The sequence below is a fragment of the Halolactibacillus miurensis genome (assembly GCF_900116255.1).
Taxonomy (GTDB): domain Bacteria; phylum Bacillota; class Bacilli; order Bacillales; family Amphibacillaceae; genus Halolactibacillus; species Halolactibacillus miurensis.
Genome location: NZ_FPAI01000003.1, coordinates 87,074 through 101,970, shown reverse-complemented (window position 1 = coordinate 101,970; position 14,897 = coordinate 87,074). Strand labels below are relative to the sequence as shown.

The window sequence follows — 14,897 nt, the reverse complement described above, 5'->3', positions numbered from 1 at the left end:
CTCAGCAGACGAAAGCAACATGATAATAGTTATGTAACGAATCGTTATCACATTCGCTTTGTATAAGTATTGTATAACTAATAAGCATAATTTGAAAGTAATAAGACTTAAAAATAAAAAAAAGATGTTGAAAACGTTAACAATTTAATATATAATATATTTGTTGAATCGTTTCAATTATTTTTAGAGGGAATTGAATCGTTTCAAAAATAATCTAGAGGAGAGAATAATGTTGACAACTTTAAAAGATGTTGCAAAATTAGCCAATGTTGGAGTGTCAACGGCTTCTTATGCTCTAAACGGTAACAAATTAATAAAAGAATCAACTAGAAAAAAAGTACTTCAAGCAGCTAATGAATTAGGATACCACCCAAACGGTAACGCTAAAAATTTAAAAAGAAGCAAAAATGAAATGATAGGTCTTTTCATTAGTGGTTTTACTGGTCCGTTTTTTAATCAGTTATTAGAAGGTATTCAAGATGTTGTGGTAAGTCATGGCTATGAATTAGTTGTCTGTGCTTCTAACGAACGCCATCGAATGTTGACAGAAAGATTGGTAGATGGCGCAATTATTTTGAATTACCATATTGAATCAGAACTTTTAAAAACTGTTGCTAGCGAGAAAATGCCTCTAATCGTATTGGATAGAGACATTGAGCACCCGCATATTTATACGGCTTTACTTCCAAATGAAAAAGGCATCAACCAAGCGTTAAAACATTTAGAAGACAAGGGGCATAAAGAAATTGGTTTTATAGCAGGATCAACCGATTCTTATGATGGAGAAGCTCGTCTAAACGCTTTCAAAACATATATTAAGAACCATAATTTAACAACTGGACTAAACAAGATTCTACGTGCTGACTTCACGGAAGACAGTGGTTATGACACAATGAGAGCTTTTTTAAACAACAGTCATCACTATCCGACAGCGTTTGTCGCGGCAAATGATGAAATGGCAATGGGTGCAATTAGAGCAATTGAAGAAAAAGGGTTATCAGTTCCTGCGGACATAGCAGTAGTTGGTTTTGATGACATCATTATTGCACAATATTTCCAACCGAGTATAACGACAGTTCGCGTCCATAAAAAACAATGGGGAGAGAGTGTAGCTGAGGCAATGCTTGATATTCTAACAGGTTCTGATACAAAGCATTTAATGAAACCACCAATGGAGTTTATTGAACGAGATTCAACATAAGGAGGTGAAACATGATTACTTTTAAAGATCAATCTTTACTCATAAATAATGAGAAAATATATCCTTTTGGCGCTGAAATTCATTATTTTAGAGTGCCAAAAGATCAGTGGAGACAAAGTATCATGAAAGCGAAAGAAGCGGGTATGAATATGATTAGTACATACATACCGTGGAGTTTTCATGAATACAAAGAAAGAGCTTATGATTTCAATGGTGAAACCAAAAGTGAGAGAGATTTAATTACCTTTTTAACATTAATTAAAGAGGCTAATATGTATTGTCTAGTTAGACCTGGTCCATATAATATGGCAGAGTTAGTGGATCATGGTATACCCACTTGGTTATTAGATAGTTATCCAGAGATTATAGCCAGAGATATTTCTGGTCTACATCATGAAACGCGCGTTGTTAGCTATAATCACCCCCTTTATTTAGAAAAAGTACGGTTATGGTATAAACAAGTAAATCGTGTAATCTCTGATTTCTTAGAAGGTGCACCTGTTATTGCCTATCAGCTAGATAATGAGGTAGGAATGTTTCATTGGGTTACCGAAAAGGGTGATTTTAGTTCAGTTGTATGGAATTTTTTCAAAACCTTTGCTAAAGATTGTTTAACTTCAAAGGCTTATAATAATTTGATATCTTCTACATTGGGCAATAAATATGAGGATATATCAACAGTAATGGAGAATAGTGAAATAGAATTGGCGTATCAAAAGTTTATGCGACATTATTTTTACAACTATCTTTTAACATTACAACGAATGGCAATAGAGGATGGCATAAATGTACCTTTTGTAGTGAATATACACGGATTTCATGAAATTGATGTATTGGGTAGTGGGACGATGTATCCTATAGGACTATCTCAATTACTCAAAGTCTCTGAGTTAGAGAATACAATGCTTGCAGGAGATTATTATATTGGGAATATACACTATGATAACTATACCGATATCGTGTTAGCAAATGCATTTACGTCATCTATCCAAGCTAAACACCAGCCGCTATTCTCAGCAGAGTTCCAAGGTGGAAAAGCGAAAGATGTTCCAAGATTACAACCAACGACATTTGATTTAACGACAAAACTTTGTATTTCGAATGGTATGAATGCCGTTAATTATTATATGTTTCAATCAGGAATAAATAGTAAAGAATACGGTTTGTTAGGTGAAAGACACGAATGGCAAGCTCCTGTTAAATTAAATGGTGAAACTAGATCACAATATGAAACAATTAGTAAAATTGGGCATACGATTGAAACGTTTCAAGAAGAACTGTTACAAACAAAGCCATACCACGATTTAACCATTGGTTTTTATCCGGACTACTACGGAATCAACTATAAGGGTAATAAAAAGTTAAGTATTTTTGAATCGTTTCAAAAGCAATCGGACCAGTATCTTTACAAGGGTATGGTTAAAGGATTAAAGTATAATAATATAAATTTTAATGCTATTAATGTTCAAAGAGAAGAGAGGCTCGACCCGAATCAAATTCCTATACTGTGGATGTTTTCACTAAAAAGAATGGCGAAAAGTGTCCAGGAAAAACTACTTAATTATGTTGAAAGAGGCGGTCAGCTATTTCTATATCCACAAATACCAGAAGAGGATTTAATCGGACAACCTTGCACTGTTTTGAAACAAGCTTTTATCATTCGTAAAGTTAAAGAGACTAAGAGCTTTGTTGAATTAGATGATATTCAATCAATTGAATGTGATAAAGTGGAGCACTACAGTTCTAAATCGGATGTCTTCTGTAAAACGGATCAAGGATATGCCTGTGGGTTAAGTCAAAACTACGGAAAAGGTAAAATGCTGATTCTTGGAGCGCATATGCAGCTCAACTTTAATTATAAAAAAGATGTATTTAGAAAAGTCGCAGTTTTAATGGGGGTTCAACCTCGTCTTGAAGTCACTGATGATGTTGATAGTGCGTTACGAGTGATTGATAAGGATGCATATTTCATTCATTTGCATAACTTTGATCATTATGATAAATATCCTGAAATTATAGTAGATGATGTGGTTGTTTATCAACAAGGTAATATTAAGGTACCAGCATTAAAAGGGTTAATGTTGCCAATAAACATCACATTAGACAATCAAATAAAAATTATCTCATCAACAGTTGAAATTATAAGTAATAATGTTGAAAAAGGACAAAAAGTTCTAACAGCTGATAGAAAGCTCGTTGAAGAATTTATGGTAATTGAACTTAGCTATGGAGAAATTGTTGAACAACATGGTGTAAATATTCAAAAGAAAAATGGTCAATATTTCGTCACATTAGCAGAAACATTTAATGATACATCAAAGATAATCCTCCAACAGTGTTCACCTCACAAAAGTGAGTGATATATATAATAAAAAAGGGAGTGTAAGAGTAATGAAAAAATGGTTAACGTTGTTGTTATCAGTTGTATTTATTTTTGGTTTAGCGGCATGTGGGAGTGATGAGTCAGAGGATGCAGGAAATGACTCAAATGAAGATACATCAAATGAAGATAGTAACGAATCGGAAGAAGTTGTAGAACTAACGATTGCAAGTTGGGGATTTGGCGCTGAAGGCGATGAAAATCTTAACCGTTTAATGGTTGACGCATTTAATGAACAGCATGAAGATATTAATGTCACAATCGATGAATCTATTGATTCATCAGATTGGAATGGTTCATTAGCTGCAGCCGCAAGTGGCGGTGTTATGCCAGATGTATTCATGTTAGCTCAAATCCCTACAGGTTTAGCGAATGATTGGCTTTATGACATTTCTGATATTGCAACTGCTGATGAAGAATTTTCTCAAGTGCCTGAAGCGGTTGTTGATGCTGTAACTTATGGTGAAGGCATTTATGCTCTACCTGCTGGCCAACACTTACTTGGTTACTTTGTAAATAAAGATTTATTTAATGAGCAGAATTTAGATGCTCCAGCAATGGGAGTTTCCACTGATGAATTTGTTAAGGCGGTGCGTGACGTAACAGATGTAAATGATGGTCGAGTTGGTTTGAATCATCCTTTTACTATTCCTGATTGGTATCCAATTGCGGCAAATCAAGATATGGGTTGGTTCACTTATCTTGATGGATCATTCCAACTAGATAGCAATGAATTTATTAGTGGGGTTAATTTGGCGCAAGATATGCTAACAAATGGTTATGCTTATGAAACGTTATCAGAAGACCAACAAGCTAACTTTAATGGTGAAAACCCTGAAGAAGTTTGGTTAAATGGTCAGGTTGGGATTAAGTGGGATGGAACATGGATTACCGGTCACCTTGATAGTCAATCAGATTTTGAATGGGACTTTATCGGAATTCCAGGAGAACGTGTTGTTATGACACATGATTACTATGGTATTTCAAGTGCAACACAGCATCCAGAAGCAGCGTATGAGTTAGCTAAGTGGATGTCATTCAGTTCAGAAGGTTTCCTTAAACAAATCGAAATTGCTGATTCAAGTGAGAATTTAAATATTGCAAGTATGCCTGTAACAGCTGACCAAGAAGTATTGGATGTATATTTCGAGAGATTTGATGCACCAGGCTTACGTCAAGCTTATGAAAATATTGATGAAGCTGTTGTAGAGCCAGTTAAAACAGTGCCAGGTTATAACTTAGCGAGATGGGATGCACCAACAGGTGTTGAAGTGGGAGACAATCCTAATGCAAATATGGCAGGTCTTGTTGATGCCGCTATCCGAGGAAACTTGAACATCCAAGATTATGTAAGCCAAATGAATGAGCTTGCGAATCAACAATACGAAGAAGGTCAAGCATCGATTCAATAAATAATGTAATGGAGCAAAGGGGGAAAAAGCATGATAAAGTCAATCATAAAGTGGTCTGTAATTGGCTTGCTGTTAGTTCCGACAACAGTAAAAGCGAATGAGGAAATAGATTTAGGTTTACAAGAGGACGTTATTGAGTCTGGTTATCACGTTATAAGTGATGAGTGGCAATCAGAAAGCATTACACGCGTTGACTCATTTGAACAACGCGTGTCCCCCTCTGCTTTTATTGTTGAAGAAAACAACGAGAATTTATTAAGTCAAAGAAATAGTGAAGGTTATCATAGTGATGTTTTAGAATGGAGCGATAGTCAATCAGCGGTTATCGAAGTGAATGCACCAAAAAAAGGATTATACCAATTGAATGTTGATTACTATCCATTAAGTGACCCGCTTGTTTCTATTGAAGGTGCAATTATGGTCAATGGTGAATATCAATATCGAGAAAGTCGCCGTATTGTTTTTCCTGTAGATTGGGAAAGTCAGAGCGATGAAGTTGTATTAGACCGTCGTGATAATCAGGTCGTTCCTCAACAAAGTGCTATTGAAAAGTGGTACAACACTTATGCTTTAGATGCAAACTATTATGAAGATGAACCTTTGGAATTCTTACTTGAAGAAGGAAAGAATACTATTGAAATTAACTCTTTAAGAGGAAAGTTGTTATTAGGTGATATTACTATATCATCTAAAAAAGAAGCCATTAGTTATGTTGATTATCTTGAACAATACAGGGAAGAAGAAAAAATTGATGATACGATTATTTTAGAGGCAGAATTACCAGCATATAAAAATAGTTCTTATATTAGGCCAATCAGTACAAACAGTCCATCCGTAACACCATACGAAACAGGTGTAGGTTACTTAAATACGTTTGGTGGAGAGTCATGGTCTAAACCAGGCCAAGAAGTAACATGGAATATTGATGTTCCTAAAAGTGGTTTATATAATTTGAGTGCTAAAGTGATGCAATCTAACCCTTCAGGAGATACGGTTTTTAGAACATTATCTGTAAATGGAGATGTTCCTTTTGATGAAGTGAAGCATTATCCTTTTGAATTAAACGATGAATGGTATATTGAAACCTTCGGTAAAGAAGAACCTTTCTATATATATTTAGAAAAAGGTAATAACGAAGTTAATATGACAGTTGATGTCTCGCCGTATGCACCAGTAGTAAGAACAATAGACCAAATGATGAAAGAAATCGAAGATTTGACTTTATCAATCAGACAACTAACGGGAAATAACCAAGACCCGAATCGCGATTGGGATATTGTCGAGTACATTCCTGAGATTGAAGATACGCTAATAGAATGGGCAAAAGCCCTTGAGAATGAATTAGATTACTTATTAGCTTTAAATAATGAAAATGAAACAACTACGGTTGTCTCTCTTAGGATCGCTGCGGACCGTTTGCGATCACTTGCAGATGAACCAAATGAAATTCCTAACCGTATCCACGAGTTATCAGAAGGAACTAGCTCAGCTACACAGATGCTAGGAACAATTATGATTGATTTGCAAGATCAGCCACTACTGTTAGATCAATTATATTTACATGGTGAAGACAATGATTTACCAAATGCTATGGCTGGTTGGTTTACGAAATTGTCAGATAACGTGAAACGTTTTTTTAATTCTTTTACTAATAATGATTATTCAGTATCAGAAGTAGATGACGAAACACTAGAGGTATGGGTCAATCGCCCACGACAATATTTAGAGTTACTGCAGCAAATGACTGATCAGTATTTTACGCCCGAAACAGGAATAAAAGTTCAGTACTCACTAATGCCTGATGAGGCAAAATTAATCTTGGCTAATGCTGCTGACTCACAACCAGATATTGCCTTAGGAATTAGCAACTGGTTACCTTATGAACTCGCTGTACGTGGTGCTGCTGTAGACTTACGTCAATTTGAGGATTTTAAGGAAGTCGGTCAAAATTATTCTCCAGGGGCGTTTTTACCACTTGTTGTTGACGATGGTGTATATGCTTTACCTGAGACGCAAGACTTCTATGTACAATATTATCGGATTGACATTTTAGAATCTTTAGATATTCCTGTACCAAGTACATGGGATGATGTCATCGATATTTTGCCCGAATTGCAGCGTTTTGGTATGAATTATTACACGCCTATTGCAGGGGCACAAGGTTTTAAGCCTTTCCAGACAACAGCACCTTATATATATCAACATGGTGGAGATCTATATGACCCAGATGGATTTGGCACTCAAATTGATAGTGAAGAATCTCTCAAAGGTATTCAGCTTATGACAGATTTAAATACCATATATAGTATGCCGCTTCAAGTGCCAAACTTTTATAACCATTTTAGGTATACGACTTTACCTATTGGTATAGCTGAGTTTGGTACGTATGTTCAACTCACCGCCGCTGCTCCAGAAATATCAGGTTGGTGGGATATCGCTCCACACCCTGGAGTCGAACAAGAAGATGGAACGGTTGAAAGATTTGCTACCGGATCAGGTCAATCGATGATGATGTTTGAAGGTAGTGGAAAGAAACAGGAAGCTTGGGAATTAATGAAGTGGTGGGGAGCAACTGAGACTCAAACAGAGTTTGCAGCTACACTACAAACGCTATATGGTCCAGAATATATGTGGAATACAGCTAATGTGGAATCATTTAAACAATTGCCTTGGCCAGAAGAACATAAGGAAGTTATTTTGGAGCAGTGGGATTACTTGTTAGAAGTTCCGAAAACACCATACTCTTACATGGTTGAAAGAGAAATTAGTAATGTATGGAATAGTGTTGTGTTCGATGGTGAAATAACACGATCTTCAGTGGATGATAGTATAGTCAATATCAATCGAGAACTCAGACGGAAATTAGAGGAATTTGGATATATCGAAGATGGAGAAAAGGTCAAATCATATCGAATTCCAACAATAGAGCTTATTGAAGGGTGGTTAGAAGAATGACATTTTTAAAAAAACACCATAGCACACTCGTATTTTTAATGCCATATGTGCTAATGTTTTCTTTATTCATTATCATTCCTGTGGCAATTGCAATTGGGCTATCGTTTTCTTATTTTAATGCCATAGAACCACCAAGCTTCAATGGTTTAGAGAATTATGTAAATGTACTAACGCAGGATAATGTATTTATGAGAAATGTTTTACCTAACACATTAATTTTCGCTCTTGTTGTTGGGCCAGGTGGATACATTTTATCATTTATTCTTGCATGGATGTTAGCACAAATACCCCGGTTACCAAGAATTGTTTTTGCTTTAGTTTTATATTCACCGTCTATGACGGCGGGTATAGCTATGGCAGTTGTATGGCGAATTATTTTCAGTGGTGATCAAACGGGTTACTTGAATGCATTGCTAATTAACCTAGGTGTTATTTATGAACCTTTACAATTCTTACAGTCTCCCAATTACCTTATGACAATCATGATTGTTGTAACGTTATGGGGGAGTATGGGTGTTGGTTTTTTGGCCATGCTTTCAGGAGTGTTGAATATAAATTCAGAGATTTATGAAGCAGGTTATATTGACGGCATTAAAAACCGCTTCCAAGAAATTATATATATTACGATTCCATCTATGCGCCCACAAATGTTATTTGGTGCCGTGATGGCAATTGTAACAACCTTTCAAGCCGGAGCAATAGGGGTTCAACTTTCTGGTGCTAACCCTACACCACAAAATGCCGGACAGTTAATGGTGAATCATATAGAAGATTATGGATTTATTCGATATGAAATGGGATATGCCGCTGCTATATCAGTGTTGCTACTACTATTTATATATTTATTCTCTAAACTAGCGTGGCGTTTATTTGGTGACAACGATTAGATAATGTAAAGGGGGAAGGGAAATGGCATCATCATTTCATGGATCGAAAATTAATCCAGATAGATTTGATCGCAGTCAGATTAAATTCTTTTTATTTCTAATTCCAATGATGGTCTTTATGGGGCTACCTATTGTTTATATTTTTTCACATGCATTTAAGCCTATTGATGAACTTTTTGCATACCCTCCACGTTTTTTTGTGGAGAAACCGACACTTGCCAACTTTGTAGATCTATTTAATATGTCTGATACGACAGGTGTACCAATGTCAAGATATTTGTTTAATAGCATCATCGTAACAGTTGTTGTCGTTGCACTAACGATCGTTATGAGTACAGCTGCAGCTTACGCTCTATCGAAAAAGAAGTTCAAATTAAAAGCGCTTCTTTTCGAAATCAATACAGTTGCATTAATGTTCGTTCCAATTGCTGTAGCAATTCCTAGATATTTATTAATAGATAATATCGGTTTACTGGATAGTTTTTGGGCACATATCTTGCCATTGTTAGCCATGCCTGTTGGTTTGTTTTTAGTAAAACAATTTATTGACCAGATACCTGATTCATTAATAGAATCAGCCAGAATGGATGGTGCATCAGACTATATTATTTATTGGAAAATAATCTTACCTTTAGTCAAACCGGCTATAGCAACGATTGCCATACTATCGTTTCAAGCTGTGTGGAATAATGTTGAAACATCAACATTGTTTGTCAATGATGAAAGCTTGAAGACTTTTGCATTCTTTATGTCAACACTAGCTAGTCAAACAGGAAATAGTGTAGCAGGACAAGGTATGGCAGCAGCTGCATCATTATTAATGTTCATTCCAAATTTAATTATTTTCATTATCTTACAAAGTCAAGTAATGAATACAATGGCACACTCAGGTATTAAATAGGAGGGGAAACTAATGAAAAAAACTTTTTTGCTCATATGTATCATGATGTTCTTAGTGAAGTTTCCAATCCAAATAGCTGCCCATGAGTCTGTTGCCTATAAAACAGAAACATTGACTTCAACCGGTGACGTTATTGAAACACAATCAGCCTACACACCGATTGGATTGTTTGGAAAAAACTACAACTTTGAAACACCGGAAGATGTTTACATTGACAAAAATGATTATGTCTATGTTGCTGATTCAGGTACGGGTGAAGTTATAAAGTTTAGTCCAACTGGTGAAATCGAGCAAGTATACGGTCGTGATTCTTTAGGATCACCTCAAGGTGTATTTGTCGATCATCGTGAAGATATTTTTATAGCTGATTACGAGCAAGCAATAATTGTGAAATATAATCAGTCGGGTGAACAATTAATGACATTTGAGAAGCCTGATACACCGTTATTCGGCAGCTCAACTCCTTTCAAACCACAAAAATTAGCTGTGGACCGACGTGGTAATCTTTATATTGTCAGTGAAGGGACAACAAACGGTATTATCCAATTGAATGCCTCTGGAGACTTTTTAGGGTTTTATGGAGTAGGAACAACTCGGCCTTCTATTGGTAACGTTATCCAAGAACTTCTTGCTTTTCAATCTCAGCGTGAATCGCTCTTTAATCGTGTACCATCAGCGCCAAACAATGTATCGATAGGTAATCAAGGTTTAATCCATACAGTTACGTCAGGGTCTTCATGGGAAGTTATCAGGAAATTAAATGTCGCTGGTGACAATATGTTACCAGCGGATATTTCGACTGTATCGAACTTAAAAGATTTAACAGTAGGATTGATTGGAAATATATACACAGTGGATAATGATGGTCTAATTTACGAATATGATCGTTTCGGGAATTTACTATTTACTTTCGGTGGTAAGGATGACGGTAGTAATCGATTAGGTCTTCTACAGCAACCAACAAGCATAGAGGTTGATTCAGTTGGGCGCATATTTATTAGTGACCGAGAAAAAGGAAACATACAAATGTACGAACCGACGGCTTTTACTGGTTTGTTACACCAAGCTTTATCGCTATATGGAGATGGTTTTTACATTGAAAGTGAAGCCTATTGGGATGAGGTCATCCGATTAAATTCTGCATTCGGTCTTGCACATAGTGCAAAAGGAGAAGCTTTATACAAACAGCAACAGTACGATGAAGCGTTAGAAGAATTTCGATTAGCTAATAATCGTGCAGGCTATTCAGATGCTTTTTGGGAAGTAAGGTACCAATGGATGGAACAAAATTTACAATGGTTTATTTTCATTCTTGCGTTACTTTTTGTTCTTAAAACTATTCTTAATAAGTTAAGAAAACGTTCTACGAAAATTAATCAAGCTTTAAGTATTCATCATCGGTTGAAAAAGTATCGCTTGATCAATGAGTTGTTATATTTCAAAAAGTTTTTAAAATCACCTATTGATAGTTATTACTACTTAAAAGAAAATAAACGCGTATCAGTGCAATCAGCATCGCTATTATTTATGGTACTCGTTATTTTATACTTCATTTGGTTTATATTTACTGGCTTTATTTTTAATACAAATCGAATAGAAGACATGAACCTATTATTAGACTTAGCTTTATTAATTTTACCATTCGGCTTATTTATTGTTGCTAACTATATGGTAAGCACGATTACAGATGGTGAAGGACGATTCAAACAAGTATTTACTGGAACAGTATACGCATTATCTCCAGTTCTTGTATTACTTCTACCTATTACGATAGTATCAAATATTCTAACGCTGAACGAAGGGTTTATCTATTATTTTGCTTTACAAGTTATGGTAGGTTGGTCACTAGTTATGTTGTTTATCATGATCAAAGAAGTTCATGATTTTACGGTAACAAAAACAATCGGTAACATTTTACTTACATTCTTTACTATGTTTATCGCTGTGTTAGTTTTCTTTGTGTTATATGTTTTATTTGACCAAGTGTTCAACTTTGTTTATACGATGATTCAGGAGGTGATGTTACGTGTTTAAGTCAAAAAAGGTAATGATCAGTTTAGGTGTATTTGTTTTATTCGCATTATCACTAACATTATTAGCAAATGATGAAGACAAACCTATCATCACTGATTCTTCACCTGTGATGTCAAACCAATCATTGCGCTATGAATCAATTCAATATACTGATAAAGAACCAGAAGTTGAAAAAATTGAACAATCAATTAACTACGATGGATATGAAAAAGTTGCGGAAAACGATCAATTAGCACTTTATGTAGAAAAAGAATCTTTAGGAATTAAAGTTGAAAATAAACAATCTGGCTACGTATTCGAGTCAGGTCTCTCACCAGATAAGGAATATAACCTTAACACGACTTGGACAAATCAAGCTCAATCAGCCTTGACTATTGATTATCAAACTGCAGATGGTGGGAGTGACACCGAAAGTATCTTGTCTGAATCATCAGAAGTTACACTATCACTTATTGATGATGGTTTTGCAGCTGTCGTTGATTTTGCTGCATCAGATATATCACTTGCGATTGAAGTGACATTGGAAAATGATGATGTTATCGTGCATATTCCTAATGAGAAAATAAGTGAAAATGAGAATAAATTAGTGACGCTTATGGCTTATCCATTCTTAGGTGCTGTAGAAAATGATGCGATTCCGGGTTATGCGGTAATACCTGATGGCAGTGGGGCATTAATGCGATTCAAGGATGAGTATTCAGGGGTGAGCAATCACTTCAGCGCTGCTTTTTATGGAGAGGACTTAGGTTTTTCAAGGCAAAAACAAGAAGAGGCAGGAGTAATTAATGAAACAAATCACTTATCTTTACCTTTGTATGGGATAGTTCATGGAGTAAGTCAACATGGTTTTCTTAATGTGATTGAATCAGGTGCCTCATACGCAAATCTTCTTGTCTATCCAGCTGGTGTATCAACAGATTTCAACTGGATAACAGCAAGGTATAATTATCGGTATAGTTATTTCCAGCCAACCAATCAAAGTATGGAAGGCTACAATACGATTCAAGAAGACCGTAATCAATTCGATATAACAGAACGTATATCATTTGTTGAAGGTGAAAAAGCTTCTTATACCGGATTAGCAAAAGTTTATCAAGATAAACTCATCGATCAAAATATTTTTGAGGAAAAAGAAGACAAATTTGATGTGAGATTAGAGTTTTTAGGAAGTGAACATAAACCGGGTCTGATTTTTGATAGTGTATTCGAAATGACGCCCATTACTTCAATCCAGTCAATGGTGACACAACTCGAGAGTGAAGGTGTCGCAGATATTTTTACCATATATAAAGGATGGTTTGATAAAGGTTTAACGGGGGCCTTGCCAGAAAAGTTCCCAGTAGAGGACAAGGTTGCCTCGGATGATGAAATTGAAGAAACTTTAGCATTTTTAGATGATAAAGATATTCCCATGTATTTTCATACCGATTATTTAAAGGCTTATAGAAACGCAGGTGGATATTCACCTCGACAAGATGTGGCTCGCAAAATTAATGCTGAAACAATTAATGGAACAGATGAAGATTATCGTTATGTTTATTTATCCCCTGAGAAAAGTAAAGAAATGTTAGATTCAGACCTAGAAGAGTATGAGGCGATAGGGATAAAACATCTAGCGATTGCTCATGCATCGACGCTATACTCTGATTTTAATGATGATTACTTTACAAGACTGGACCATCAAAAAATCTGGCAAGACATGTTAATAAGTATTGAACAACAAGGGATGAAGACAGCGTTATATAAGCCAAACGATTATTTGTTTAAGGCGACAGAACGTTATCTAGATATTTCTCTTTATTCATCAGGGTATTTTTTTACTACCGACACCGTACCATTTTTACAAACAGTATTAAAAGGTTATATCCCTTACTACGCTCCGTTTAGTAATTTTAATGCGAACGGAACAGACGACCTTTTAAGAATGATCGAATACGGTGCCTATCCATCTTATTATTTAACGGAAGCACCGTCAAACTTATTAATAAATTCTGGATCAAAAGATTTGTATACTTCTGAATTCAGTGACTGGAAAGATGAGATTGTTATGAGTTATCACTTAATCGCTGAAGCGTTAGAACCAGTCCAAGGTGAAACAATTATGAATAGAATAGTACACGCAACGGGATTAGTTGAAGTAGAATACTCGAATGGCACAGCTATTATCGTGAACTATAATGATTCTCAGATGTCAGTTGGTAATAGAAATATAGCATCGAAAGATTTTATCGTTATAGAAGGAGGTGAAGAATAAATGAAAGTATCACTAAAAACCGGAAAACAATTAATCGGTACTTCGTTTATTCTTCCTTGGCTTCTTGGATTTGCGGTATTTACTGCTTTCCCTTTAGGGTATTCAATATTTCTGAGTTTTCAACAAGTGCGAATTACACCTAAAGGTATTGTAACTGATTACGTAGGCTTTGATAATTTCAGTTATGCTTTTACAGTAGACACCTTATTTACCCAAGAATTATTAACTTATCTCGAAGAGTTATTTATCTCAGTACCAATTATTTTAGTGTTCTCACTCATTATTGGTTTACTGTTAAATCAAAACATTAAGTTCAGAGGGCTATTTCGAACAATCTTCTTTTTACCGGTTATTATTACATCAGGGCCAGTTATTGAGGAATTAATGGCCCAAGGTGTTACCGCTATACCCTCAATTGAGGAATATGCGATATTTAATGTCATTTTAAACAATAGCGAAAGTTATTTTAACTCAACAATCATCTATTTGATGGACAATCTAATTTTCATCTTATGGTTTTCGGGTGTTCAAATATTGATTTTCTTAGCAGCGCTGCAAAAGATTGATCGTCAAATATATGAGGCTGCAAAAATTGATGGGGCATCTAGTTGGGAATGTTTTTGGAAGGTAACTTTACCAAGTTTATCTCCAATCATTATCATCAATGTTATTTATACCGTCGTAACCTATTCTATTTTTGCGCTTAACCCTGTTGTAAATCACATTCAAAGTAATATGTTTCAAATTAATACAGGGTTCGGATATGCTTCGGCATTATCTTGGATTTATTTTGGAGTAATAGCACTGGTATTGCTTATCGTTGTTGGTTTGCTAACGTTAAGAACAAATAAAAAATATAGCTAGGGAGTGAGA

At 35.4% G+C, this 14,897-nt stretch carries 9 protein-coding genes; all 9 read left to right on the top strand.

The genetic code is table 11. The features are described 5' to 3' along the window. The first annotated feature begins 232 nt into the window (after positions 1 to 232). The 9 genes from BM390_RS03265 to BM390_RS03225 all read left to right on the top strand — a co-directional run bounded on the left by BM390_RS03265 (position 233) and on the right by BM390_RS03225 (position 14,888). Entirely contained in the window at positions 233 to 1,201 is a 969-nt protein-coding gene (locus tag BM390_RS03265; RefSeq protein WP_177220617.1) for a LacI family DNA-binding transcriptional regulator, read from the top strand. 11 nt (positions 1,202 to 1,212) lie between these two features. After that, positions 1,213 to 3,561: a beta-galactosidase gene (locus BM390_RS03260; protein WP_089852908.1), complete on the top strand. Its 2,349-nt coding sequence runs from the start codon at positions 1,213 to 1,215 to the stop codon at positions 3,559 to 3,561. Positions 3,562 to 3,592: 31 nt separating this feature from the next. Further along, positions 3,593 to 4,993 (top strand): ABC transporter substrate-binding protein, encoded by a 1,401-nt coding sequence (locus BM390_RS03255; protein ID WP_089852907.1) that lies wholly within the window; start codon positions 3,593 to 3,595, stop codon positions 4,991 to 4,993. Between the two features lie 66 nt (positions 4,994 to 5,059). Then, entirely contained in the window at positions 5,060 to 7,948 is a 2,889-nt protein-coding gene (locus tag BM390_RS03250) for an extracellular solute-binding protein (protein ID WP_246806735.1), read from the top strand. Then, complete coding sequence (locus BM390_RS03245; protein WP_062320665.1) at positions 7,945 to 8,835, top strand: carbohydrate ABC transporter permease; 891 nt, start codon at positions 7,945 to 7,947, stop codon at positions 8,833 to 8,835. The genes BM390_RS03250 and BM390_RS03245 overlap by 4 nt, the downstream gene beginning before the upstream one ends. 22 nt (positions 8,836 to 8,857) lie before the next feature. Further along, positions 8,858 to 9,736, top strand: a complete 879-nt coding sequence (locus BM390_RS03240; RefSeq protein ID WP_062320668.1) for a carbohydrate ABC transporter permease — start codon at positions 8,858 to 8,860, stop codon at positions 9,734 to 9,736. 12 nt (positions 9,737 to 9,748) lie between these two features. Beyond that, positions 9,749 to 11,770, top strand: a complete 2,022-nt coding sequence (locus BM390_RS03235) for a YIP1 family protein (protein ID WP_089852905.1) — start codon at positions 9,749 to 9,751, stop codon at positions 11,768 to 11,770. Continuing rightward, positions 11,763 to 14,024, top strand: coding sequence for a DUF5696 domain-containing protein (locus BM390_RS03230; protein WP_089852904.1), 2,262 nt, complete (start codon positions 11,763 to 11,765; stop codon positions 14,022 to 14,024). The genes BM390_RS03235 and BM390_RS03230 overlap by 8 nt, the downstream gene beginning before the upstream one ends. After that, positions 14,025 to 14,888: a carbohydrate ABC transporter permease gene (locus BM390_RS03225; protein WP_089852903.1), complete on the top strand. Its 864-nt coding sequence runs from the start codon at positions 14,025 to 14,027 to the stop codon at positions 14,886 to 14,888. Positions 14,889 to 14,897: the final 9 nt, after the last annotated feature.

Coding starts and splice junctions, on each gene's coding strand:
- BM390_RS03235 (WP_089852905.1), top strand. CDS start 9,749: ATGAAAAAAACTTTTTTGCTCATATGTATCATGATGTTCTTAGTGAAG.
- BM390_RS03240 (WP_062320668.1), top strand. CDS start 8,858: ATGGCATCATCATTTCATGGATCGAAAATTAATCCAGATAGATTTGAT.
- BM390_RS03245 (WP_062320665.1), top strand. CDS start 7,945: ATGACATTTTTAAAAAAACACCATAGCACACTCGTATTTTTAATGCCA.
- BM390_RS03255 (WP_089852907.1), top strand. CDS start 3,593: ATGAAAAAATGGTTAACGTTGTTGTTATCAGTTGTATTTATTTTTGGT.
- BM390_RS03225 (WP_089852903.1), top strand. CDS start 14,025: ATGAAAGTATCACTAAAAACCGGAAAACAATTAATCGGTACTTCGTTT.
- BM390_RS03260 (WP_089852908.1), top strand. CDS start 1,213: ATGATTACTTTTAAAGATCAATCTTTACTCATAAATAATGAGAAAATA.